We start from the raw sequence: 24,128 nt of genomic DNA, 5'->3' as shown, positions 1-24,128 counted from the left end.
CCCTATCCCTCCTTCAAAAGAAAAAACGCTAGCAATTCGCTAACGTTTTAACATAGATAAAGCATCATTCAATTCTCTTTGGAAACGATTCTTAACACTATTTTTAATATTTTGTGGTGATGATTTAAAGTAGATATTTACTTTCATACGTTCATTGTAAACCTTCTTTAAAACATCCTCCCAAGACATCCCGCTTTTAACTCCTGCGTTTTTAAAGATTGTAAACGCTCCACCAGCTCCATGCTGAACACCAATAGACCATATCATGTCTTGGATAGCTGCTGGTGCTTTACTAGGGTCTATGCCCGTTGCCTTTTGGAATCTAGAAGCCGCAGGGTCATAATGTGTTTGTTTAGCATACTCATGTTGTGCAGCCTGGAACTTATCAGGATTATTAGAAGCTTCCGCTTTCCACGCTTTGTCAAATGCTGCTGTCCCTGCCTTTAACCCTTTTAATGCACCACCATATTGATTAGCAAACTTTTGAGCATGCCCACTTGCTGTTGTTAATTGATACGTTCCATACGACGCTCCACCTATATCGCCTTTTGTTCGTGCGACTGTACCTGGATTACCGCTAGACTCGTACTTAGCAGAAAGTGAACCTAAACCACTATGAGAGCCTCCGCTCGTGGCGGAGGACTTCTTAGGGAGTACCGTAAACAGAATTACTTGAACCAGAAGATGTGGCAGCGTCTTTAATTCCTGGGAACTTATACTCCAAAGAATCTAATACAGCTTTCACATTGACTCCATTTTGCGACCAGGTAGAAGCTGATTCAGCAATAAACGCTATTGCTTCACCTGCACTTTTTGCCTTTAACGCCTCACCAATGGCTGCATTAGTATTTTGTTCTGCTGTCTTAGCATTAATTTCAAGGTCCGCTAATTGTTGCTTGTACTGTACCTCTGATTGTGTAGCAAAGCGATCAATCTCAATGCGAGCTGCATCTAAATCTAAACCTCTTGATTTTAAATCAGCTTCAATCATTGCTTGCTGTTCCTCGAAATTCATTTTTCTATCAAATGAACTTTCTTCAAAATTCATTTTGCGGTCAAACGAATCACGTTCAAATGCTAATTGGTCTTTCTTCAATCCTAGCTCACTATTGAATTGTCGTGCCGCTTCAGTTTGGGTACTCATACGACTAGCATTAGCAGCCGCTTGTTGCGCTGTTACATTCGCACCGAATAACGCATCTGCATTAATGCCCATCGAGCTTAATTGAGCACGTAGTTGTTGTGCTCTATTTGAATTACCTAGTTTCTCACTCTTAGTGATACCACCTTTTTCATTTTCTTGTTTCAATCGTAGCAATTCGTTCACTAACGATTGAGCACCAGTAGGCGTATAACTACCTGTCATTTCACCAACAGCAAGTGCATTATTGGCTTGCATCTTCTGATTTTCCAAAGTATTCATTCCCGCTCCACCAAGACTGTTTAATGCATTCATAGCTTGGCGATACGAAGAATCAGCACCCAACATGCCAACATTCACGCCTTGTGAAACAAGCAACTGACGAGCTGCATTCGCATCGGCATTTGCCTTTTTACGTTGCTCTAATGGTGTACTAGGGTCCTCTGCTATTCGCTTAGCATTTAAAATGGCTTGTACTGCATCTTGCGCTCCTTGTGTTAGATATTTACCTGTAACCGCTGCTTCATCTAAAGCAAATTGTTTATCATACCGACGCTTATCTTCATCAAAACCTTTATCATAACGAAGATTATCTTCAGCAAAAGTTTGTTGGAACTGCCCTGCACTTATTACTGAATTTAATAGGTTTTGTAATGAAGCTGCATTTTGCGATTGTTTATTATTGAAGTTTGCCGCAAGACTTGGAATTGATGCTAATACCGCATCCGATGCCCCTTGTTTTATTTGTCCTAAACGGTCTGTAGTAACAGCACTATTTAAAATACCTCGTTCGTTAAGTAATTCCATAGCCTGTAATCCTGCCGCATCTGCTTGTTTCTGACTCAATTCAAGCATAGACTTATAAACAGGGTCTTGGTCTGGGTCATAGTATTGAGAGCCACTTGTAGCCCCTGCCAAAGCTTTTTGAATCATATCTGGTGTCATACCTAGATAATCTGGTATTGTCTGCTTAGATTGCCATCGTTCATTGACAGGCGGAGCAGTAGGGACAGGTTGGGCGTTTTGGTTAGGTAATGAGTTATTTATGGAGCTTTGATTATTTGACGATAAACCACTATTAGCACTATTCACTTGCGTTTGTGCCTTTTTTTCTTTAACTTCTTTAAACCTTTGTTGCGCAGCCTTTAAACTATTTTGGATTAACCCCGCATTATTAACGACCATTATGCTCACCTTCCTTTATAATCCTGCTTAAAAATAAAAATAACGCTAAGCATCTGCTTGCGTTTCTTCTTTGTTATCTATAATTGTTTCTCCCTGCACAACTTCACTTTCTTCAACTGTTTTGTCATCATATTCAGCATATTGATAACAACCACGGTTAATTAATATTTCATCATTAACAAGAGCAAACGCTTTTTTATTGATGTCGTTTGTTAATGTATCTAAAATTGTATCTGATTGAGCTGAAGTATAGAAAGGTGTATCTCTTACCACTATTTTAAAGTTTCGGTCAACCGTCTCCGCAATTGAATCCATTTTCACAACCGCAGCAATCAAATTTTTAACCATGCTCTTTTTACCTATTCTGACAGCAATAGATTCTGGTTTATTAATTAACGTTTCTAACATTTTTAAATTTACACCCATAACCTTTACTGGAGCACTATCGTTTAGCATCAATATAACATATTCTTCCATTTTAATAACTCTCCTTTTATGATAGTTTAACTGACCCAACTGTTCTTCCATTTACTTTTACGTATAAGTAACCTCCACCTGAATCTGAATAAGAGATACCAAGACCCGATGACTCTGCTCTTACAACACCCACTAAATTTGTAGTATATGGAATATTCAATGTGCCATAAATAGTGTTGTAGCCATTCATTTCATTGTTAGTACCATTTAATCGGACATTAAGTGAAGATAATTCTAAATAACTGCCGTTGTAGGTTATATTAGAACCCGAACCAAAGTTTACAGATTTAGTACCCCAACCACTATCTACACCAAGATTTAAGTTGTTCCCAATATAAGCATCTCTATTTATTCGAATATCTGTAGAACCTTCAATACTACCATGGACCATTACAGCACCAGTTAAATCAATATTTGCAGCTTGAATTTTAACTGAATATGCCGTCTGATTAATTAAAGATGCGATAGTGTTACCGTTGTAGTCCGTTTGGGACACCTTTTGACTAATTTGCCACGATTGTTGACTTATAGTTGATTCCGCACTACTTACACGTGTCCCTAAATTGGATATAGACGTCGATTGAGATGAAACAGTTGATCTTATTTCATCCGCTTTTTGGTTGACCATAGAAACGTTATAGTTAGTTGTAGCTATATTTCCGTTAATAGTTGTAACCTGTGCTTCAACTTCACTTCTAATGCTACTTGCTGTTTGAGTAATTTTAGATGATAAATTATTTTCTAAATCGACTACACTTGTCTTAATCTGGTTTGATTCAATTGTTAAAGTTGCTATCTGACCATTTATAGATTCTACACTTGCTGTAATTCTATCGTTCGTTACTTCAAACAGAGCACGAGTATCATAGCCATCTTCAAATTCCGTATCCGAACCAATCCTTATATGTTTAGCATTAATACGTCCTGCATTAATAACCTCTGCATTTAGCTCTTTAACATTCGAGGTATCTAACGATTGTAATAGCCAATTAAGCTCTTTCCGTTGCTTTTCTAAAGAATCAACAATTTCCTCTATGTTTGTACCAACAACAGGCGAAAACCCAGGAACAGGCATATTAACCCCCTCCTATTCCAAAACGGAACATTCTCGATTGTCGAGCTATTTCATGAATAACCACTTGCCCTTGCCCTTCAATCTTTATCCGTACCCAATTTGCATAAAAACTTTTATCAACTGGAATATGAATTGGCGTAGCTACAATAGCTGTGTTAGAACTTATTGTTTTAACTAAAGACCAATCTGTATCACCTTGTTCTTTGTTTGATATATATACATTCATGGTTGCTCCAATTGGCACATCTGCTACAATCCATAAGCGATACAATCGAGCATGGGCAGCTAGAGAGCCATATGAAAATGGTTTTGTCTCTAACATATATGGCGTTGCAATCCCTGCATCATTTGTACCGCCCATTTGCAACACCGCATTTTCCCTCACACCAATAACCATATTCCCTTGATTTCTGCCATAAGCAGTCGGAACATGCCCCACGTCCCACACATTCCAAATATCATAAGCAGGGTCATATTCCAGTGTTATGTTCGGTTCTGTTGCATTATCGAGTGGCAGACTAATATAATATCGCTCCCCATCTGTTCCAGCAGCTACAGCAGACCAAGCATTTTTATTAATACGATTTACTATCTCTTGAACTTTTAAAGAAAAATCTCTTTTTGGAACTGCGCCCCCAGCATAACGATAAATGCCGTCATGCGAAAGGAAAAACAAAATTCCTCCTACCATGACGGCACTTTGATGACATACGCATCCTATTTCTTCAGTTATTACTTGTAATCGAAAATTAATCGGTCCTGTTCCATATAATTCGTGCATTGAGTGAGGCAAAAATACAACAATTTTCCCTGTACCTCCTACTACACAACTTATATTCTCTCCACCCTTATTTTCAATTACAATTTGCCCTGATTGGTCTACCGTGTTCCAATCTGTAGGTTTTCTCAAAGCAGAATAATGCAGCTCATTTCTAACAGCACCATACAATCGGTTCTCATGACTCGTTACAAAGTTTAAGCCCGATGGTGCATTTTCTAAGTTAGATAGCGTCGCTCCATCATATACTTTCACGGGATCAATCCCATTGGATGCAATCAGAGCCACATCCGAAAAATTACCTTTGAAATTGGTGAAGCTCCATTTTGCACTACCATTAAGACCTGAAGCTAAATCATTCCATGATGAACCATTCCACCTCTTCCAAACACCACCTGAAATTACATTCAGTTGGTTTTCTTTATGCAAGCCAATCCCCATCACTGGGGCAACTAATGTTCCTAATTTAGTAAATCCAGCACGCACTTTAGCAGCAGGGACACCTTTGGAACTAATGTTTTTATTTTTGACCATTACATTATCATTCAAAGAAAAAGCATCACCTGAACTAAAGCCCCCAAAATGACGGATGATTTCTGGTGATTGAACCCCTTGAATTTCTCCCCAGGCACGTTGAGGATTAACCACCTCCGCCACCTCCTGACATTTCTGAACGATTTTTATATCTTTCTTGCGCCACACTTAATTGACCTCGATAGTCGTTAGCATAATTATTAGCCAGAGTTACATCATTCATTGCTTTAGCAATACGTTCACATAAACCTAATATATATGCATAATGAAACTCCGCTGGCGCATCTGGTTTTGCTGATAAATCGGTTGTTAAATAGATTGACTCCGTTTTTTTGCGATAATTAATTATTGCTTCAGCATTTATAGTTGGTCTTGGGAATAATGTTAATTGATGCGTGTCATCATCTAAATTCCAATAATTGCGACCAGGTTGCACTTTTTCATACTGGATTGATTCGTACATCACAGCTTGATTTCGAACACTCTCAACAGCATGACTTCTGATTGAAGCAGGTAATGCATAGGTGTCTGTTCCTCCATTAACCATGAAACGAAACACTTTCGGAATACGTACTATTTCAAAAAATTCTACGTTAATCTCATTCAACCAAGAAATTTTTTGAGCAGCATCGAACGGATTAGGTACTCGCACGTCTGCTTCCTTGATAATTTGTTGCAAGGTGAGCACTATCACACCCCCATTCTTTTATACATTCTTTATCAATCGTACTGTTATAGTTACAAAAAGTAACCATACGTAAATACTATGTTTGAACGCCATGCATAAAATACTGCATAAACATCACTTTTAACTAAGTTGCAAAACATTGATTTAACAACGTTTTAATAGCTGTTCTAGTTTACATAATTGTACTTTTGGGAAGCTGTATAGAATAAATATTCGCTATTATTCATTTTGAAATTCTATAAGGAACGATTAAACACCTCTAGTATTTGGGATTTGTTCAATATCTGCTCTAAAAGCATAAATTTGCGCAAGTACAAGGTTTTCATTTTCTTCGGATAGTTTATAGCTGTTTAAAACTTCTTGTATATCCGTTTCGCCTCTTGTGTAACGTGTAATACATGCGTTTGCAATAATTCTAACTTTGTAATCAGCTAATATCATCTCCGCCAACTCCTTTTATTTAAAGTACGATTAATTCAGCAATCATTAGTTCTAAGTCTGCTATACGTTGACTCATTTTATCTACATATACATACTGGTCTTTTAAATCAACGACCTCTGGAACTTCATCACCAACTACGTAGGTATTTCCTGCTGCATCCTTCATTGAGTAAATTCGTTGTGTATGATTTCCAATCTCCTCACCGTCATCATTTAGGATTTTCTCCACAACAATCTCTATATCTAGCGTGAGATCTTCTGTGATGATTATGCCAACTTCTTCATCTCTCCACCCTTCCACATAACCGCCAGCATATTCTAATCTGTTGCCATTTAACACAATTATATTGTCGTGAAAGTCATGGATAGTGCTGCTTTCTTTAAGATATAAAATTGCTACTGCCATCAGTGAGCCTCCTTCCTTATAAAATCTGACCACCATTGAGGGCTCGTGTTGGTGTCGTACCTGTGATTGACGATGCCCGTTTTCTACATATTGATAATTCTACGTCGATTCCAATTTTGTTACCCGAACCAGACACTGTATCTAGTACAACATTTGACCCATTATCTAGCTTGATTCCAGCACCAGATGTCTTGCTACTGTAAGTAGACATAGAAATCATACCAGATGATGCCAAGCAGTAGACCCCGTGACCATCCGTTCCATATGGGCTGTTGACATTTTGTATAGAAAAATTATTTACTCCTCGTAAATCAAGACCCATTACGGCATTGAAGTCCCTTAATTGTAGATTGTCAATATGTGAGAACATAACCCAATCTATCACTGTAGTTGCCCCAGCTCCTCTTACAGTAAGAAGCCCACCTCTATAATTAGAGAGGTTAAGGGTCGAATACGTACCTGCGGCTAGTGTTAGAGTCGTTTCATATCCTGACAATCTAGGTAATTTCCCCAGTGCATACCCTAAGGTCTTATATGCATCGGCTCCATTTGACCACCCTTTACCGTCTTCGTCTACGCCATTCACTGGATCAACATAGATGTTGTATAGAGTATCAGTTACCCTAGTCCATGGGTTCCAGTTACCGTTGGCGAATCCTTGTCTGAACCATGTAACTTCTGGTTTGTTTGAAGAACGGGCGAATTGAGTGACCGAGCCTTCACTATATCCACTCCATGCTATTACTTCTACTAGATATGAGGCTGGTCCTGTTGGCGGTAGATTTTTTGCTCCCCACGAGTGCGAACCGTTGTACCACCCAGATTTTTTTAGTAAATTATAGTCTCCGTTGTATTCAGTTGCCTTTCCGTTGACTATCATTTGCGAATTAATTATTTGCTCCAAATGTCCATTAACTACTTGTTGATTTTCATTGACCGTCCGTTGTAAATTTTCTATTTCTTGACTAACTTCTGTAAGGTCAGCGTCCTTACCTGGTGGTCCCTCTGGTCCTGGCGGTCCTTCTGGTCCTGGTGGTCCTTGTTCACCAGGCTCTCCTTTCTCACCAATCATGGTCTCTAACTTCCTTTGCAATGATGGTGAAAATTCGTCCCACGTTGTTTGATTGCCCTTCCATTTCATTCGTTCTTTCACTCCCTTTTTCTCAAATAAAAAAACGCTATAAATTAGCGTTTACGTAACAATATGGAACGATTATTTAGTTAGAGCAGCAATCTCTCGCTCTGCAATTTCTAGCACCACATAATGCTGAAGATCTTCTGGTTTAACATCTTCAACTGTACGTACTTCACCCATGACACTTGTAGCATAAGCTTTGACCAACCGTTTTTTCACTTCTGTTAATCCTTCAAGATGTTTTTCTTCCATCATTGTACAACCCCCAAGTCAGTTAACATGGTTAACATTTTAATTTCTAATTCGGCATTGGCAACTTCTTCAGGTGTAGGTTTTAATGATTCAAGCAATTGTTTTGCTTCACGTTCAGCCTTTTCTTCTTCCGACTCGCCTTCAATCCATTCTGAACCTGTCCATTTTCTTTTCCATAATCCACTAGGATAATCGACTGTAATAAAACCCTGCTTATCTTCATCTAAAATGTTTCCTTCGCTATCCACATCCGCTAAATAAACTTCTTTGAGAAATCCCATTTCGTCTATTTCATATACATGTTTTTTCATATTAAGCACCTACCCTGTAACTAAAATTGAACGATGCGAACGAACTAGCAGTAAGCCCCGAAATTATTAAATAACCATTGACCTGTACTGACATAGTTTTCATACCTACAGGGCTTGTAGTCTGAGGAACTACTACTTGTGTAGCTACTTTTGGTCTGTACCCTACAGGCATCGTAAAAGCTATCATACCTGAACCGTTTGCTTGTGCCTGTCCTTCAACATGTACTCTATCTAAACTGTCTTTGTAGTACGATATGGGATAAGTAGAGTCTTGTGTACCCATGTCTAAAACTGCTCGTATGAAGTTCTCCTGTACTTTGTTTGCTTTTCCAGCTACGTCTTTAAAAAGTGACACTTGTTGAGGGTCAGTGTTAGGTGCCACCTGTGGAGGCTGTAGCTGGAACTCAATAGAGTCTAAGACATCGAAAGCATTTCCGTTGACTGTCATGTATTCAATTTCTATATAAAGTGGTGCAGCAAACCTACGTTTAGTGATAGGTATAACAGGTTGAAAAGTCTGCTGAATAGTAGCTTGACCTAGGATATTGAAACGTGCACTCATATAGGTACTGTAATATAAAATTTCAGGCTCGTTTGGTTCTTGCGTGTTAGTACCAGCGTTCCTCTGAACTTGCAAAGAGTATTCAAAGCCTCCTAAGTCGGCTGAAGCTGGCGTGTTACCTATAGCTCCTCTAACAATAAACTGACCTCTTAGGTCTAAGTCGTCCATGACTAACCATAGCGACTCAGCCGTAGTGTCGTTAGCCCAACCACTAAACACAGGGAAACGTCTGATAGCGTGGTTAGGACTAATAGATTGAGTACCCCTAGCGTTTGCTTTACCGATTTCAATTTCTGACCAATCTGAGCCATTCTTAATTTCTAATTTATCATTAATGTAACGGATGTCATGTGCTCCATCCTCACTAGTTACACTTTGTCCCAAATGTTCAGTAACAACTTCCTGATTGTTTGATACAGTTTGCTGTAAATTTTCCACTTTTTCAGTTATCACTTGTTGATTTTGAGAAACAGTTTGTTCTAAATTCTTTACAGTTTCACTGTTTCCATCAACCTCATTTTTCAATACTTTCCCCATTTCAGCAGATAATACTTTATCAATCCCGCCATCAATTAGGTTATTAACAATTTCAATACTACTGCCATTATTTAAAGCATCTTTAACGTCCTGTCCAAGCTTTTCTAACCCAACCGAGTTAGGTGTTAATAATGCGCCTGAAATGCTCGCAGGAACTTCGCTAGGGGTATTTTTCAGCACGATTATTAATACATTGTTATCTTCAATTTTTAGAATAGGGTTTTCAGGAATTACTAGTGTATATCCTGTACCAGCGTCACCAGTGATTGTCCACGATTCATTGTCTAAGATTCCCCTATTATGGAACACCAGAAGCGAGTCTGTTGCTGCATCGTAACTATTTGCGGGTAAGTCCCATGTCTTTTGATTCTCGATTGTTGCAGATAGAGGATAAGGAATAAAGTAGCTATTACCTCCTGATTTTTTAATCGCATCCTGTACATCTTGAGCCAGTTTTGCAAGGCTAACTGATTCATTTGTTAATTGATCGCCAGACATTTCACCTAAATCGCTAGCAACCAATGTAACTTCCCCTGTACCATCAGGGATTTTTCCATTAACCTTTTGTACAGTACCTTGCTGAATATCTAACTCGACATTGCCGTTTTCATCTGGAAAATTCCCATTAACAGAGCTTACCGCTCCCGTACCATCTACACCTTTTTGAGCAAGACACGTCCAATCTTCTCCCTCTACTGGTACAACACCTTTGTTTGGTCGCAAAGCTTGCCATGTTGAGCCATTATAAGTCACAATATTGTTTTTTTCGTAATATTGTTCTTTATTCCACTGGCGTTTGTTACCCCAACCTTTAATAGATTCAGATGCTTGATTAGCTACCCCTGCTGCATCATTTGCATTTTTTATAGCAGTATCCGTTTGATTTATTTTTTCATTAACTGCATTACTTAAATTATCTTTTGCAGAAATTGCATCTTGTGCAGCTTGTTTTGCACTTGCTGTAGCTGTATTCGATTCACCTATTGCTTTATTGGCATCTTCTATAGATTTATCCAATAGACTTAATGATGAACTTACATTTTTAAGTACGGTTTCTGTTTTAACAACCGCTTCATTCGCTTGATTCACAGCCCTCTTTGCTTCATCTACAGCACCTTGCACATCCGACGCAGCTTCATTAGCCTTGTCAGCAGCACTATTAGCATTAGTTATAGCTTGTTGAACCTCGTCTACATTTAAATAAACGCCATCATACTTAGCTTTAAATTTCAAATATCCGTACATATTTCGATGGTCAATAGGTACACCAATAACACCGTTAGCATCTACTGGTATGGTCCATAATCGCATATAGTTTTCGGCTGGCTCTGTCTCTCCAATAACATAGCCTTTCTCATGCAAAAAGCCTACATAGTACGTTGTGTTGTATTTATTGATACGAAACTCTTTAATAAACGCTCTCCACAGTTGGTCATTTAAAGAAATAATACCCTCACTTAACAAAAGCTTATAAGCATCTACTTTATCAAACGTTAAATCCCCACCATAGATAACATAGTTGTCCAAGAAAAAGCCAAACGACTCTAATCTGACATCGTTTAAGTAACCATTATTTTGTTGATACCTTAGCAACTCTTGTGCTGATTTACTTGTAGCAGCAGCTACCTTTGTCATACTTCTCACCTACCTCCATACTCTTGTTTGTACAACTCTCTTTCGATTATTTGGTCGTAGCTTCTTTTTAGCTTCTTCTTGCAGCCCATACATTTGTTGCTGTATTTGCCCGCTTACATCTAAAAGCTGTAGTGATCGTGCCACTCGAAACGCTACACCATACATTAAAATCTCATGAAAGTCTTTTGGAAATTCAGGTTCTTCTTCTTGCATGTCTAATCGCATATCTCTAGGTTCAGGCTTATATACAATAAATACTTGCTTTTCTTTTACAGGCATAGGATAAAACCAAATGTTATCGTTAATCATCGTCCAACATCTACCTTTTACATCTTCGGTCATAGAAACATAGTCATACTCCAAATCATCAACTGTTACACTTAAAATCCTCTCCCTGGAACAATTATCAGGGAGAGGGTATATGTCTACATAAGGTTGTTGAGCAAAGCCGTAAGATGTATCTGGAAAGCCAAAATCACGATACAATTGCCGTTGCGTTTCATTGAGCCAACGCACTTTAATTTCGTCGCTAATGCTATTCGGAATCATCAAATTTACATCCAGCAAAATATCCTTCAACTTCATCTTCTCACCCCCTCCCTATAGCCAAGCATCTTTTGCAAACATGGATTTTGTTTCACTCGCTACAGCACGTAACCAGTTTTTATAATCCCGTTGCTTTTGTTTTTCGCTCATTTCTTCTTGCTGCTCAATACGTTCGAATATCTTACGCCCGTGTACTTTAATGTCATTGTCGTAAACGTGGTGTAACGTTCTTATATCTAATTCTTTATATGGTATGTTTGTTTGGAATGTGTCTTTAGGAGAAGCAATCATAGGGGCATATTCAAGGCTATGGATTTCAAAAGCCTTTTTTCTTTTATTGAATACAATAAACATATCTTTGTCGTATTCTTCAATGCGGCTAGATATATTGAACACATCATTTTCAATAAGAATTAGGTTATGGTCCTTAAATAATACCGCCTGTATTTGATTTCTTTTTTTCTCTTTCATCTAAAAGCACTCCCTTTGTCTTTCTTTTATGTACAAAATAAAAACGATTGAACATTTTAAGCTCAATCGTTTATCATTTCAGATTCTTTTCTTTTTCTACGTTCCCTTGCTAAAGTCGCAACAGAAATATTAGTCAATGCTTCAACTTCTTTGTAGCTATTGGTATCCAGGAGTTTTAATGCATGGTCAAGCTGCTTCTTTGTAAATTTCTTAGGTCTACCCTCTTTGAAGTCTGCTCGTTGTTTAGCTATTGCCTTACCTTCCTGCGTTCGCTCTATTATAAGATTACGCTCCATTTCTGCAACTGCCAATAGCGTAGTAAGGAAGAAGCGACCCATAGTTGTATTCTCTAGCAGCCCAACATTAAGGACGTGTACTTTCACATTCTTTGCAAATAACTTCTCAATTACCTCAATGCCCTCACGTGTATTACGTGCTAATCGGTCCAACTTGGTCACAACTAACGTGTCACCTTCATTCAACAGTGATAATAAATTGTTGAAAATGGGACGTTCTGTCGTAGTGCCAGTAAATTTCTCTGTGTGAATTTCCTCGCATCCTTCTTGTTGCAATGCTTGTATTTGCGCTTCTAAATCCTGATTAATTGTCGATACTCGACCATAACCATATTTAGTCATATAACCCCTCCCACTTATGATAATAAGTTATGATAACGTTTATACCGCTATCTTATCAGGTCGGAGGTTCATTGTCAAAACTATAAAGTTATGATAATGAGAATATGAAAAAAGGAGAAGGTTTCCCCTCCCCTTTCGCACAAAATTAAGCTTCAGTAATACCACTCATTTTAAATGAGCCAGCAGGCTTACTCATACCTAAATCCATATAGCGCGCCAATGTAGCTGACCATACTGGTTTATTTGAAACACGTGATAAAATTGCTCCATCCTCATCAAACCAAGTCCAATCCATAAGGTGGTACAACTTAAATGTTGACATGTCTAATCCGTATAACACTCCTTCAGGCGCATACTTACTTACAGTCATTGGAATATCGTTATAGAGAAGCGCACTATATCCTCCCTTCAACTTCATTACATCTGTTGTACGCTTAGTTGCAAGTAATAGTTCTTGATAAGCACGACGCACACCATATGATGTTGCCATCAAATCCACTTTTCCAGCAGCACGACGTTCCGCTTTATCAATTGCATCCTGGATTCTCACTTCACTAATCGTACCAACATTTTCGATAACTGTTGGATTGAACCACTTGTTTTTTGTACGGTCAATATTATAAAGGGTGTTGTTTGGTGTGAAAATAGCATCTAACCCTGTTAATTCTAACCCAAAATTCCCTGCACGAGTAACAATATCCGTGCTTGCTGTTGTAACAGGTGCACCTTCAATAGTAATAGTATTACTATCATGGTCAACAGATAGGATTTCTCGATTAGCAGCCAATACAAGCCCTGTTGTAGCTGTTACAATATCAATAATTTGCCCTTCAGCAAAATACTTTGCATCATCAACCTCAACCTCATTAGACGCTGTAGTAACTCCGCATGTCGCCATTTTACCTGTACCATCGCCAAATAATTGACGTTCAATATCATCTTTAGCATCATTCATTGCATCTTCTAATTCTGCTTCTAATAAAGATACAAATGCACCATCGCCACGAGAAGCACGCATTGTTTTGTCGGAAATTTGAATGTGTCCAAAAATATTCTTTGTTTTCCATGCAGCTTGTTTCGTTTGACGAGAGCGAGGTGTTGGTAAATCCCCATCATCAGCACGGTTACCAATCCCACCATGACGGCCATAACGTAAAGCCATACGAATTTCGTCACCGACTACTGATTTTTGGTCGCGATCCATTACTGCTAAAATAGGTGTTGCATTATTTAATTGGTATTGTATACCTGGTAAATAAAAGAGTTTTAAAGCATCTGTTGCACTTTTCATATTTAATACTGTCATTTTATCTTCACCTCTTAAATTATTTGTTTCCTAGATATTTCATGAACGCAGCAGATGCTTCAGCTAACGTCTTTGGACGTTTTTCTCCTAGACTTGTAGGAGTTTGAGACACTTGTTGCGCCATAACTATCGGCGGTTGACTATCCACTTTTGCTTGTTGATAGCTTTGTAAAATCATATTTCGAATTTGTTCATTTTGAATTATTTGTTGTTGGAAACTTGGGTCACTCAAAAGTTGCTCTGGTTGTGGAGCTGTTTGTGCAACACGTCCTTTTGCCATGAAGTACAGATTATCAATAGCGTTTGGTAGCTCTGCTAATTGAGGACTCTCTTGCAATAAAGCCTGCATTGTATCCGTATAATTATCGAAATCTTCATAGCGCTCCTTAGCTTCTGATACCTGTTGGTTAATTTCTCGCTCTTGTTGGATTGGTCCAACTACTTCATTTACCCGTTGTTGTACAAGCGCTTCAATTCGTTGACGCTCCATTTCTTGCACTTCTGGTTGTTCATTCCACCACTTATCCGCTTCAAACTTATTTTCATACATTCGCTCCTGGTATTCTTCATGGAGTTCTTGCATACGTACAGGGTCAATGGCTGTTTGTTGTTGCACTTCTGGTTGCTGTAACGGCTGTTGTTGTTGCATTACCGTTTGGTACTGTGCCAATAACTGGCGAGCTTGCTCTAATTCTTGCGATTGGTTTTGAACAGTTTGACTTAGTTGAGTGTAGTCTCGATGCAATTCCCTTACATCATCGCCATATGCTTTAATTTCATGATCTCCAAACTTCAACACTTCTTCTTGTGGTTGTTGAGATGGTGGTTGTTCTTGTCCGTCACCTAAAATTGGTTGTTGTTCACCTCCTTGCAATATAGGCGTTTCAACTGTTTGAACCTCACTAATCAAAGGATTAGGTTGCTCTGCGAATCGAGAAAATGTGCTACTTTCTTCAGCAGCAAATGGATGTGGCTCTGCTGGCGTAGGGTCTGCCGCAAACCGATGTCCCTCCCCGTCAGCAAAGTATTGTAAATCCAAGTCAAGAAGCGTTTTATAATATCTTTCTAACCAATCTGTTTTCATTGATTTTTACCTCCATTAGTAGTTGTTTGTGACTGTTGCACGGCTATTTGTTGTTGTAACTGTTCCATTTGCCGCATCATGATACGTTGTCTGTGCATTTCAATATGTTCCCTAAGCATTTGGTCAATCTCCATACCTTGGGGCGAATTTAAAATATCTTCATATTCCGCACTCATTCTTAAACGATTATGCATTTCGATATGTAGTACATCATCGTCATAATCATTTATCATAATTGGCTGCCCTTGCTTAAATCGCATATTTTCCCGCTTCGCCTTTTGTTCTTGCAGACGTTGCATCTCCATCATGCTACCTTCCCAGTTACCGTATTCGAGCATTTCAAGTATTTTTTCTCTAGTTGCATTGCTTATAGGGGATGTTTCCTCTTTGTTAAACAAGCCTGCTGTAAGCATGTCGAATACCATTTGTCTACGTTGTGCTGGCGTTTCGGCAAGTGCTGAACTATTTTCGATAATCACATCATCAGACTTCAATTGAGAAACGGTCCAATCGGACACTTCTACATCTCTATCTCGCCCAACTGTACGCAAGACACGTGGCTCTTTAACAAATTGACGATATAATCTCAACCATTGCTTACCCATTAGCTTTATACACTGTGCCAAATTTGAAGCAGTATTACTAATACGTGTATTATCTTGTTCATTAGCAATAGATAACGCCACACCTGACTTAACTCCACTTGGTGCTTGGGAATATCGTGAAAGCTCGGACACACCTGAAATAGCAGTAAATTCGTTTAAAAGTGTCTGTATTTCATTTTCAAAGGATGCTGGTAAGTTAGGGAATGATACAGGTTCAGGTTTTCCTCCATTTACTGGACGATAACGAATAATATTACCTGGTGAATTATCTAACTCAACATCTTCATCTAAAGAACCTTCAGGCTCGTACCATTGTCCCATTGCTACAAGATTTAGATACTCTGCTTTCCGATTACGTAGTGCGTTATAGCGTCGTTGTATAGGTATGATTCGTTCAAGGACTGAACCTCCCCAAAATTGAGCAGGCTTTTTTATTGATCTCGCTAAAACAAACGGAAAATCCCGCTTCCCATCGTCACCAACCTTGTAAGGTAGTTCACTCAAAGACAACACTTTGTTATTTGAGACCACAATAAAACGCCCGTTTGGATACTTCTTTGTCGGGCGTTCATAATATTCTTTTACTATTGCATGATTTTTCAACTGCATAGATTTCCCTCGATAACCACCTACACTATAACCAATACCACCAAGTCCTGCTTGTATCTGTTGCAATGTCATAACATCGACTTTTTCAGGTTCTACTTTGACACCCCATATTTCTTCAATGTCTTTTATGGCATATGCTTTTGCATGTATAACACTATGACACGCCTTTAATGACGATGCGAAATTGTTATCAGGGAAGAATTCAAAAGGCGAAACGACACATACATCCATATCTCCCTCTTTCAATTCAACATCCTCGTATTCACCTTCAAGCAACTGACTTGCATGTTCTGTATCTCCATTTGAAGCCTTATTTTCTTGTTGTTCTTTCGGCACTCTCATTATCATGACTGTTCGACCTTTATCTTTATTCCAGACATTTTTAATAAAAGCTGTTCCCGTTAGCTCCGTCCACGCACATAAATCATCCCAAATTACATCCATATCTTCTTCATGCCACGTTGATTGCAATAGGCTTGATGATACTCTTGCCGCAGAAATATCTCCGTCATCCTGTGACGCTGGACGCACTTTAAGCATCGGTATCGTTCTCGACAACTGCGCAACTCGTGTTTCGTAAATTGTTGCCATTTGATTAAATACTTCTCTTTCCTGATACCAGTACATTGTCGGTATCTCTTGAATAGAAACAGAAGTAGGGTCAATGTCTAAAAATTGATTACCGTTTAGAAATTCGATGTTAAGCCTCCATTGAAGCTCAAATGGCAAACGTCCTGATTTACGACTCTCATATTCTTGATTGACAAAGGCCGCTATTTCTTCGTCATACTTGTCCTCACGACTTTTATCCGTGCTTTTACTTCCAGTAATCATATTTTTAATTACACCTACTACCAATCATCACACCTCCCTTTGTTCTCCTTGTAAACGTTGGTATGATGTATCAATTCGCTTTTTTAGAATGTTAGTGCCTTGCTTTGTTTTGTCACCACTCTCGCCATTTCTAACACCTTTAGTAATGTGGTTATATTCATAGAGATCACGAGCCATTAATCGAGTATATAAGTCTTTCCGCTCTCGGCTATGAATAATCTCTTGTAGTAAGATAACAAGTACCAATACAATAATGACAATATAGTTAATCACCCACATCATCCCTTCATCTTTTTATTCAAAAATTGAATATGACATTCGTTTTAGGTTTACATAATAATGGTTTCAGGAAGTTAGGATTTCCACAAACGCTGTTATATCAACGTTCCTCAAACTACCTTTTTTATTGATTATGCAGGATTTTATACATTGTTGATTTGTCGGGCTTTATAAGCCTTACCCTAAATTATTTCCCAACTTTTAATGCATAAAATTTCTTGGTCTTTTTCACAAAACCAGAACATCATTCCAGCGTTTTTAATATTGCATCCTTCCGTGCTTGGACAGTTGCACCTTCTGCTTTAGTTTGTATTCCTTGCAAACCGTAATCTTTTACAATTTTATCTACTTCGGCATGAGTACGAGCATCCGCAACCGCTTCAGTTAAACCATTCACATCTACATCTGTACGGTTTGCTTCATCCTTTGCCATTTCCACAGGATATTGCTCATGTATTGACTGTACCAACTCACCTATGCACTTATCACATAACACATACGATACATTAAGTGGTGCATCTGGACGACCTACATATTTTGTTGCTCTTTCACCACATCCATATGTAGAGCAGCGATTTTTGTACCCTTTTTCAAATAGTTGAACTTGATTGACCTTCAATCCTAATCCCTCCTAAAACATAAAGAAACACACTAAATCAATCGCTTAGTGTGTTGTTTCCTGTTTTTAATTGCTTGTTTTTTTAGTTTGCTGACCTTACTTTCTTCTTGTGGTGCAGCCTTCGATTTTAATGGTCGAGACATAAGCGAGTACCTTGTTTCATCTACAGCGTGATCTTCTAAGGAGTCATCTAAGTCCTCTACATTTTTTTCATCATAAATCATCATAGGTAAGGTGCGTATTGTGTCTGCACAATTTTCAAAGACCATAAACCAAGGCTTTCCGTCTGGTGCATCTTTAAGATACTCCCTCAATCTTTGCCAACCAACAACACGAGAAATATCAGCTTTTTCTAGCGGTACACCATTTTGTAAAAAGGTTTCAGCAATAGATTCACCTTGTGCATTGTCATTACCTCGCTTCTGCCAGCAATCATGTCCCGCTACCGTATATCGAATTTTTTCACCTTTTGATAGCTCGACAACCTTTTTAGCTATATCAGATGCTAACATTTCACGGACGTACAATTGACGATATTTGTATACATGTCCATCTTCATCTGCCGCATACCAACCAACAGAACAGTTATCATTAAAACCCCAGTCCATAGAACGCCATCTACGCCAATGGTCAGGTATTTCAAACGGTTTAATGACATGTTTTTCACGCATCCATTCCGTAAAGTATTGACCAGAGAATATATCCCAATCCCCGTGCAAGAAAGCACGACGTTCATTTTCAGGCAAGTGCTCTAGTCGCTTTACGTAGTTAGGGTCATTCGCCATTAACACAACGTTGTCATATACAGAGGCAGGAATAAACTGCATTTTCCCGCCCGTAATTGGGTCAATTAGAATTTTTTCTCCATAGTTTGTCCCTAGTACAAAATCTTCTTTAACCCACGCATGACCACGCCCACCAGGGTTACACGTACCTCTAAAACGTGGCGGAAACCCTTTTGGAGAACGTAGACATGACAAAAGAATTTGAATCCAAGCTTTATCAAACTTTGTAAGCTCGTCTACTCCTACAAAATCCATAGAACGCCCTTGATACCTGTCAGCATCTTTCTTGCTACTAATAAATCGAAACATAACTTTTGTGCCATTGTAGAGAGTCGCTATGTGTTTCGATTCGTTATACTTATACAATTCGCTGGGCCACTTAGCTTTCATTTCACTGATTAAATTGGCTTCAAGGTCGTCATATGTCTCACGGAATAGGTATATTTTAGCTCCTGGATACTCAATACCATACGCTAATGCCTCCATGACAATAGCGCATGATTTACCACCACCCTTTGCACCACCATATACGAGTTGGTCAGCGTCAGACGCATGAAAAAGGGCTTGTTTTTCGTTTGGTTCATAATCAATGGTTATGGTTTGTGCCATCCTTTATCACCCCTTCTCACCCTTCTTAGGAGGTCTAGGGATGTTAAACACCACATCTATTGGGCCGCCACCTGAACCAGAAATTTCGTTTTGCTGCTTATCTCGCCATTTATCAGGCTTGCGGTTCTTTAACCAGAAAATTTGAGCTGTTACGTCAGGCGCAACTTCTTTTGTTTTTTCCTCCACCAATACACTTTTAAATTTCGATACGCTCATTTCAACAAGACGTATTTCTTCAAGGGTAGCTTCTGGATGATCTAACTTGTATTGATTAACAGCAACCTGTTTCCTTGCATAATGTTCTTCCTCGGACATTGCCACTTGTCCATACTTTCTCTCAATGTATTCGTAACCTAAAGCCCGCTTCAATAAGGAATTTTCTACCATTATATCAACAACTTCCTTACCTCTTTTAAGGGTGTCCGAAATGTCCGAATACTTCTTTTTCCACTCATTTAAAGTGGAGCGACTAATCCCCATGTTATGGGCAATTTGTTCATCCGTTAAGCCATTTCTAGCCCAACCTTCTATCTTCAATAAACCTTCTTTTGTAAGCCATTCAGTGTATTTACCTCTGGTCTTAACTTTATTCATTTTCCCAATGGCATCACCCTCTTTACGCTATTTGCTCTTTTACTATCTATCAAACGACATTGAGAGTAATCGAGGAACATGTAGGTGATACATTGTCCGTTTCTTTTACTCTCACAACATCACTTACAAATGATTTCACAAGACTAATCAACTAAATGCAAAAGACGGACAACATCATCGCTAGTATGACCATCCCAATTAGGAGCATTTTCCAATTCTTTCACATCAAACATATGCCAATGTTTCAGATGATAATGGTAAGTAAACTGTCCATTCGGTGTATCAATTCCAACAATAAAATAATTGTCGTACATGGTGTCATCATGATGCTTTTTAGATTTCCAACACATTGATTTATTTTTCTTGCAGATAACTGCAAACAAAATCATCCTATGATTGTATAACTCCGCAAACGAATGATAACCGTCAGATGTATATTGTGGCGCATTTTGTGCTGGAACTAATAATTGACCAACCGTTTTATACTTACCACACTTAGAACATTTCAAAATAGTTCTCTTGCCATTAAAAAGATTGATGGCATCTCCAAATATATTAGAGTCCCAATTATAGTCATGAGAACAGAATAATTGTTTAAGCACCTCTTACCCTCCCTTTCTAAATCTTTTGATACAAATTTTTATTTTCAAGAGTAAGTACCGAGTTATCAAGGTAAGGGGTAGACCTTGCTCAATACTCACTCTTCAAAATAAAAATAAAAAGCCATCATGAATGATGACTCTTAATTTCTAGCAATTGATGCATTTGCCCAAAACATAGCAGTTTCTAGATTAGTGATAGCAACTGATCTTTCACGACTGTTTGGACATACTTCTTCAATTAAATAAGCAAGCTCCTTCACCTTTGCACGAATAGCCTCATACTTTTCAGGTTGCCCCTCTTTTGGAGCATGGTACATAAAATTGTTTTCAAGTTGTTGGTTAATAGTTTTGTTTTGTTCTGGCATTATTCAACAACCTCCCAATCTTCAGCTAAAGAATCTGAAGTACTTGGAGACCATGTGGCAACATCATTTTGTGCTGTCTTTAATGCCAGATACTCACGATACGGTACATCTTTTCCACCGAATGCCCTTTTCATTACATCTGTACTTGGGGGATACGATGCAGCAGGTACATAATAAACAAACATACCTTTACCATTCCAACCTTTTCGAGCTACTTTCTTGCCCGACTTTAAAGCTTCAATCGCTTGACCAAAATTCATTGTATTTACCTCCGTTTCTTTTTTAGAACATAATAAAAAGCACTGCAACGAAATACTGTTACAATGCTTTTCTCACAACCTATTTAAGTAAATGAAGTAGACGAGGATTTGCACCTCGTATGGTTAACATCTCATTCGGTTGCGCCTCTCCTGTGCTTTGTATAAAGGTTTATTACCCTTTAAGTCACGTAAGATATTTGAATGGGCAAAAGCAAAGTTAACCTTACCGAACTGTCGAGAGTACTATGTTATCTCTCTAAGCGTCTACCTATTCCGCCACTACTCTTTTACATCAGCCTTACCGTGCTAGGGATAAGGCTTGTCTACTGCGGTAAAAATATTTAATTGTGGTTTGCTCTTTTCTCACAATAAGAGCTAGACATCCTTATTTTGTAAGAAGAAAAATTGTGTTCTTTTATAGTGTATTTCCGTACACTTGTTTCAATAGTAAGTTTAGTAAGTTGACTGAAATAAAATGGAAAGTAAACATAGTTCACATATCAACCACCCCTTTCAGTTTAAAAAGACTAATTTCCTCCGCTACCAGATATACACATTAGTCTTACACTATCATCATACTTTGTTAATAATGAAAATAAAATGAAGTGTTTTTGAAATGACATCTCATTGTTGAAATCGTAGACCATCAACCCCGAAAATCAATACTGTCAAGTCCTCGTAAGCTTTCTTAGCATCATTGTATACAGTTCTTTCGGTCAAAAACTGAAATTCACTTATTTCTGCATGAGTTTTTTTCTCTGGTGCGAGATATAAATGATAGATAGTTTGGTATCGTCTAGCTTCTTCTTCTGATTCCGCTTCCTCACACATCTCTTTATAAACGTTTAGCATTCGGTCCAAAAATTTAATTATGGATAATGTTCGCTTTTTAGAACGTTTTATTGCCTCTACAGCAAAATCATCTGTGTCTAGTTCATTCATAATAAGTTTGCGATCTAATTTCACAATGTCATTTTGTACATCTGAAGCATGTTTGACGAAACTTCGGTAATTACGTAACAATAGCTTCACATTACGTAATCTACGGTCATGTCTTTGTTTTTCTTGGTTTTGTGACTCTTGCTTGTACTGTTCGATTGCTACTACTGCGGCCGCCCTAGTAATAACTTCAATCACTTCAGTTGTTAAAAATGGTGTCTTTTGTTCTGTCATAGTTTTTCCCCCTATGAAACATTCAAATTCTTACCAAACTTTTATTTCAACTTAGATAACTACAACACTTTCTTTTTTATGCTATAATTATCTTGTGTATAGTTTGGCTGAGTAGTAGGTGACTGCTGCTCTTTTTTTATGCCCTTCTTGTTTCCTCATATTCCCTTTTTAATTTCTCGTCATCCAATTTCTCATAGTATTCTGGCACTAATCGCCCAAATGCCATAAGATACGCTAACATTTCTTCTCTTGTCACGCTTTCATTTTCCATAACACCCTACCTTTCTAAATATTGTTCACCCTATTTGTTTTTCTCTTAACTCAATTACTTCTTTCATCAAAAGTAATGTTAGTTGTTGAGAACGGTTATAGCCCTCTGTGATACCATTATTAGCTTGGCTTTTAATTTCACGTTCCAATGCTTCCTTTTCTTCCAAAGCAGCTTCCAGGCTCATTCTCATGTGTTCAGCATTTTGTTCAAGTTCACTTATTGCCTGTTCATATTGCAGATTTTGTGTAAGCAGCTTTTCATTTTCTGAAATCGATTCCTTTTCAAATTTTTGAAGGCGATGAAGTTCATCAAAAACTTTCTTTAAATCCGCTTCTGTTAAAACAGTTTGCGGCTTTGAATGTTGCACCTGGCTTTTTGAAAAATCTTTATTAGTATCCACTGACACACTTGTAGCTTCCTCTGCTTCCCCTTTTTCATTTTCCTTCCTGGACTTTATCAATCCATGCTTCCTTTTCCAATCATTAAAAACTTGGTTATTATAACCAAATTCAGTGATTATCTGTTTATCTGTTTTCCCTTTAGATTTTAATTCTTTATATCGCTCTACAGTCAGTGAAATTACCATTTGCGCCTCCTTCCTTTGCTGCGATAAATTCTCTAACTCTTTTCCAATTGCCAGCAATTCAAAATAATATGTGCAATCACTTTCTTTGCAGTTACCCAAATTCCATTTACTTGTTCCATCTATTTCAGCAGCTACGTTATGGTTCACCTTTAAAGCACAAGACTCACATACTTTTGAAATATCTTCTTCTCGCAATAATAGTCCCATACGTTTTTGGCGAATTTGTTTTTTATTCAACACCAACTTCACCCCGCTATTCATTGAAGCAAAGCGATCATTTGTTGTAAGTACGTGAATTTTGCTTTGACCATCTACGCTCCTTGCTAATCTGCTCTAATTCTTTGCCGATGTTTCTTAATTGCTTATACACCTTACAACCTCTGCATTTTTGGGAAGGTTTATATGCTCTACGTTTTGGACACCCTTTACATCCAAAATAGAAAATGTGGTCCTATTGATTTATCAATTCTGCTCTACGTTTTCTAACTTCTTTACGTATTGCGTTCAACCATCATCACTCCATCTCTATAATTTTGAACTATATGGTGCGCCATATATTTTTTCATAATAAAATTGAGCCATTTCATAATGATACTGAAGCACTGTTCTATGGTTTTTCAAATTAAATTTATCCTTCTTTTTCAAGTGCCAATTAAGAATCCAACCGTATTTTAACAATCGAATAAACTGTTTCATTCCTCCGCCACCTTACTACATATTGGATTATTGATTAAG

At 38.1% G+C, this 24,128-nt stretch carries 29 protein-coding genes; all 29 read right to left on the bottom strand.

Annotated features, from left to right (window positions below):
• Positions 1-39: 39 nt before the first annotated feature.
• Positions 40-666, bottom strand: a complete 627-nt coding sequence (locus tag ACMGGO_RS07030) for a hypothetical protein (protein ID WP_420282318.1) — start codon at positions 664-666, stop codon at positions 40-42.
• Complete coding sequence (locus ACMGGO_RS07025) at positions 647-2,326, bottom strand: hypothetical protein (protein WP_420281724.1); 1,680 nt, start codon at positions 2,324-2,326, stop codon at positions 647-649. Before ACMGGO_RS07025 ends, ACMGGO_RS07030 begins: the two co-directional genes overlap by 20 nt.
• Positions 2,327-2,371: 45 nt before the next feature.
• Positions 2,372-2,803, bottom strand: coding sequence for a hypothetical protein (locus ACMGGO_RS07020; RefSeq protein ID WP_420281723.1), 432 nt, complete (start codon positions 2,801-2,803; stop codon positions 2,372-2,374).
• Positions 2,804-2,819: 16 nt separating this feature from the next.
• Positions 2,820-3,878 (bottom strand): hypothetical protein, encoded by a 1,059-nt coding sequence (locus ACMGGO_RS07015; RefSeq protein ID WP_301254036.1) that lies wholly within the window; start codon positions 3,876-3,878, stop codon positions 2,820-2,822.
• 1 nt (position 3,879) lies between these two features.
• Positions 3,880-5,304, bottom strand: coding sequence for a hypothetical protein (locus ACMGGO_RS07010; protein WP_420281722.1), 1,425 nt, complete (start codon positions 5,302-5,304; stop codon positions 3,880-3,882).
• On the bottom strand, positions 5,297-5,878 hold the full coding sequence (locus ACMGGO_RS07005; protein WP_420281721.1) for a hypothetical protein: 582 nt from the start codon (positions 5,876-5,878) through the stop codon (positions 5,297-5,299). Before ACMGGO_RS07005 ends, ACMGGO_RS07010 begins: the two co-directional genes overlap by 8 nt.
• 249 nt (positions 5,879-6,127) lie before the next feature.
• Entirely contained in the window at positions 6,128-6,319 is a 192-nt protein-coding gene (locus ACMGGO_RS07000; RefSeq protein ID WP_420281720.1) for a hypothetical protein, read from the bottom strand.
• Between the two features lie 19 nt (positions 6,320-6,338).
• A complete protein-coding gene (locus ACMGGO_RS06995; protein WP_420281719.1) occupies positions 6,339-6,725 on the bottom strand; it encodes a hypothetical protein in 387 nt (128 codons plus the stop codon).
• 16 nt (positions 6,726-6,741) lie between these two features.
• The gene (locus ACMGGO_RS06990) at positions 6,742-7,866 is read right to left on the bottom strand and encodes a pyocin knob domain-containing protein (protein WP_420281718.1); all 1,125 of its coding nucleotides are present in this window, start codon (positions 7,864-7,866) and stop codon (positions 6,742-6,744) included.
• Between the two features lie 72 nt (positions 7,867-7,938).
• Positions 7,939-8,115, bottom strand: a complete 177-nt coding sequence (locus ACMGGO_RS06985; RefSeq protein ID WP_420281717.1) for a hypothetical protein — start codon at positions 8,113-8,115, stop codon at positions 7,939-7,941.
• The gene (locus tag ACMGGO_RS06980; protein ID WP_420281716.1) at positions 8,112-8,423 is read right to left on the bottom strand and encodes a hypothetical protein; all 312 of its coding nucleotides are present in this window, start codon (positions 8,421-8,423) and stop codon (positions 8,112-8,114) included. Before ACMGGO_RS06980 ends, ACMGGO_RS06985 begins: the two co-directional genes overlap by 4 nt.
• 1 nt (position 8,424) lies before the next feature.
• Entirely contained in the window at positions 8,425-11,157 is a 2,733-nt protein-coding gene (locus ACMGGO_RS06975) for a hypothetical protein (protein ID WP_420281715.1), read from the bottom strand.
• Between the two features lie 9 nt (positions 11,158-11,166).
• A complete protein-coding gene (locus tag ACMGGO_RS06970; protein ID WP_420281714.1) occupies positions 11,167-11,742 on the bottom strand; it encodes a hypothetical protein in 576 nt (191 codons plus the stop codon).
• Positions 11,743-11,757: 15 nt separating this feature from the next.
• Entirely contained in the window at positions 11,758-12,174 is a 417-nt protein-coding gene (locus ACMGGO_RS06965; protein WP_420281713.1) for a hypothetical protein, read from the bottom strand.
• A gap of 62 nt (positions 12,175-12,236) precedes the next feature.
• Positions 12,237-12,812, bottom strand: coding sequence for a recombinase family protein (locus ACMGGO_RS06960; RefSeq protein WP_301254024.1), 576 nt, complete (start codon positions 12,810-12,812; stop codon positions 12,237-12,239).
• Positions 12,813-12,957: 145 nt separating this feature from the next.
• A complete protein-coding gene (locus ACMGGO_RS06955) occupies positions 12,958-14,118 on the bottom strand; it encodes a phage major capsid protein (RefSeq protein WP_420281712.1) in 1,161 nt (386 codons plus the stop codon).
• 19 nt (positions 14,119-14,137) lie between these two features.
• Positions 14,138-15,202, bottom strand: a complete 1,065-nt coding sequence (locus tag ACMGGO_RS06950; protein ID WP_420281711.1) for a hypothetical protein — start codon at positions 15,200-15,202, stop codon at positions 14,138-14,140.
• Positions 15,199-17,274, bottom strand: a complete 2,076-nt coding sequence (locus tag ACMGGO_RS06945; RefSeq protein WP_420281710.1) for a portal protein — start codon at positions 17,272-17,274, stop codon at positions 15,199-15,201. The genes ACMGGO_RS06950 and ACMGGO_RS06945 overlap by 4 nt, the downstream gene beginning before the upstream one ends.
• Before the next feature lie 3 nt (positions 17,275-17,277).
• Positions 17,278-17,523, bottom strand: a complete 246-nt coding sequence (locus tag ACMGGO_RS06940) for a hypothetical protein (RefSeq protein ID WP_420281709.1) — start codon at positions 17,521-17,523, stop codon at positions 17,278-17,280.
• Positions 17,524-17,773: 250 nt separating this feature from the next.
• A complete protein-coding gene (locus ACMGGO_RS06935) occupies positions 17,774-18,148 on the bottom strand; it encodes a hypothetical protein (RefSeq protein WP_420281708.1) in 375 nt (124 codons plus the stop codon).
• Positions 18,149-18,180: 32 nt separating this feature from the next.
• Positions 18,181-19,542, bottom strand: coding sequence for a phage terminase large subunit (locus tag ACMGGO_RS06930; protein ID WP_420281707.1), 1,362 nt, complete (start codon positions 19,540-19,542; stop codon positions 18,181-18,183).
• Between the two features lie 6 nt (positions 19,543-19,548).
• Positions 19,549-20,136 (bottom strand): helix-turn-helix domain-containing protein, encoded by a 588-nt coding sequence (locus tag ACMGGO_RS06925; RefSeq protein WP_420281706.1) that lies wholly within the window; start codon positions 20,134-20,136, stop codon positions 19,549-19,551.
• Between the two features lie 143 nt (positions 20,137-20,279).
• Positions 20,280-20,738 carry a hypothetical protein gene (locus ACMGGO_RS06920; RefSeq protein WP_420281705.1) on the bottom strand — a complete coding sequence of 153 codons (459 nt, stop codon included), beginning with the start codon at positions 20,736-20,738 and terminating at the stop codon, positions 20,280-20,282.
• Between the two features lie 140 nt (positions 20,739-20,878).
• On the bottom strand, positions 20,879-21,103 hold the full coding sequence (locus ACMGGO_RS06915) for a DUF7681 family protein (RefSeq protein WP_420281704.1): 225 nt from the start codon (positions 21,101-21,103) through the stop codon (positions 20,879-20,881).
• Entirely contained in the window at positions 21,103-21,363 is a 261-nt protein-coding gene (locus tag ACMGGO_RS06910; protein WP_420281703.1) for a DUF2829 domain-containing protein, read from the bottom strand. Before ACMGGO_RS06910 ends, ACMGGO_RS06915 begins: the two co-directional genes overlap by 1 nt.
• A gap of 624 nt (positions 21,364-21,987) precedes the next feature.
• The gene (locus ACMGGO_RS06905; protein ID WP_420281702.1) at positions 21,988-22,536 is read right to left on the bottom strand and encodes a hypothetical protein; all 549 of its coding nucleotides are present in this window, start codon (positions 22,534-22,536) and stop codon (positions 21,988-21,990) included.
• A 136-nt stretch (positions 22,537-22,672) separates the two neighbouring features.
• The gene (locus ACMGGO_RS06900) at positions 22,673-22,807 is read right to left on the bottom strand and encodes a hypothetical protein (RefSeq protein WP_420281701.1); all 135 of its coding nucleotides are present in this window, start codon (positions 22,805-22,807) and stop codon (positions 22,673-22,675) included.
• Positions 22,808-22,832: 25 nt separating this feature from the next.
• The gene (locus tag ACMGGO_RS06895; protein WP_420281700.1) at positions 22,833-23,630 is read right to left on the bottom strand and encodes a hypothetical protein; all 798 of its coding nucleotides are present in this window, start codon (positions 23,628-23,630) and stop codon (positions 22,833-22,835) included.
• Positions 23,631-23,918: 288 nt separating this feature from the next.
• Positions 23,919-24,089, bottom strand: a complete 171-nt coding sequence (locus ACMGGO_RS06890; protein ID WP_420281699.1) for a hypothetical protein — start codon at positions 24,087-24,089, stop codon at positions 23,919-23,921.
• Positions 24,090-24,128 lie beyond the last annotated feature (39 nt).

This window comes from Lysinibacillus sp. BNK-21 (assembly GCF_048684915.1).
GTDB lineage: Bacteria > Bacillota > Bacilli > Bacillales_A > Planococcaceae > Lysinibacillus > Lysinibacillus capsici.
Note: the sequence above shows the minus strand (reverse complement) of the source record. Positions and strands in the feature narration are given on the sequence as shown.

Bases quoted from the DNA above. Each gene is read 5' to 3' on its own strand.
- ACMGGO_RS07025 (WP_420281724.1), bottom strand. From the start codon at position 2,326: ATGGTCGTTAATAATGCGGGGTTAATCCAAAATAGTTTAAAGGCTGCG.
- ACMGGO_RS07020 (WP_420281723.1), bottom strand. From the start codon at position 2,803: ATGGAAGAATATGTTATATTGATGCTAAACGATAGTGCTCCAGTAAAG.
- ACMGGO_RS07015 (WP_301254036.1), bottom strand. From the start codon at position 3,878: ATGCCTGTTCCTGGGTTTTCGCCTGTTGTTGGTACAAACATAGAGGAA.
- ACMGGO_RS07000 (WP_420281720.1), bottom strand. From the start codon at position 6,319: ATGATATTAGCTGATTACAAAGTTAGAATTATTGCAAACGCATGTATT.
- ACMGGO_RS06995 (WP_420281719.1), bottom strand. From the start codon at position 6,725: ATGGCAGTAGCAATTTTATATCTTAAAGAAAGCAGCACTATCCATGAC.
- ACMGGO_RS06990 (WP_420281718.1), bottom strand. From the start codon at position 7,866: ATGAAATGGAAGGGCAATCAAACAACGTGGGACGAATTTTCACCATCA.
- ACMGGO_RS06985 (WP_420281717.1), bottom strand. From the start codon at position 8,115: ATGATGGAAGAAAAACATCTTGAAGGATTAACAGAAGTGAAAAAACGG.
- ACMGGO_RS06980 (WP_420281716.1), bottom strand. From the start codon at position 8,423: ATGAAAAAACATGTATATGAAATAGACGAAATGGGATTTCTCAAAGAA.
- ACMGGO_RS06975 (WP_420281715.1), bottom strand. From the start codon at position 11,157: ATGACAAAGGTAGCTGCTGCTACAAGTAAATCAGCACAAGAGTTGCTA.
- ACMGGO_RS06970 (WP_420281714.1), bottom strand. From the start codon at position 11,742: ATGAAGTTGAAGGATATTTTGCTGGATGTAAATTTGATGATTCCGAAT.
- ACMGGO_RS06965 (WP_420281713.1), bottom strand. From the start codon at position 12,174: ATGAAAGAGAAAAAAAGAAATCAAATACAGGCGGTATTATTTAAGGAC.
- ACMGGO_RS06960 (WP_301254024.1), bottom strand. From the start codon at position 12,812: ATGACTAAATATGGTTATGGTCGAGTATCGACAATTAATCAGGATTTA.
- ACMGGO_RS06955 (WP_420281712.1), bottom strand. From the start codon at position 14,118: ATGACAGTATTAAATATGAAAAGTGCAACAGATGCTTTAAAACTCTTT.
- ACMGGO_RS06950 (WP_420281711.1), bottom strand. From the start codon at position 15,202: ATGAAAACAGATTGGTTAGAAAGATATTATAAAACGCTTCTTGACTTG.
- ACMGGO_RS06930 (WP_420281707.1), bottom strand. From the start codon at position 19,542: ATGGCACAAACCATAACCATTGATTATGAACCAAACGAAAAACAAGCC.
- ACMGGO_RS06925 (WP_420281706.1), bottom strand. From the start codon at position 20,136: ATGAATAAAGTTAAGACCAGAGGTAAATACACTGAATGGCTTACAAAA.
- ACMGGO_RS06915 (WP_420281704.1), bottom strand. From the start codon at position 21,103: ATGCCAGAACAAAACAAAACTATTAACCAACAACTTGAAAACAATTTT.
- ACMGGO_RS06910 (WP_420281703.1), bottom strand. From the start codon at position 21,363: ATGAATTTTGGTCAAGCGATTGAAGCTTTAAAGTCGGGCAAGAAAGTA.
- ACMGGO_RS06905 (WP_420281702.1), bottom strand. From the start codon at position 22,536: ATGACAGAACAAAAGACACCATTTTTAACAACTGAAGTGATTGAAGTT.
- ACMGGO_RS06900 (WP_420281701.1), bottom strand. From the start codon at position 22,807: ATGGAAAATGAAAGCGTGACAAGAGAAGAAATGTTAGCGTATCTTATG.
- ACMGGO_RS06890 (WP_420281699.1), bottom strand. From the start codon at position 24,089: ATGAAACAGTTTATTCGATTGTTAAAATACGGTTGGATTCTTAATTGG.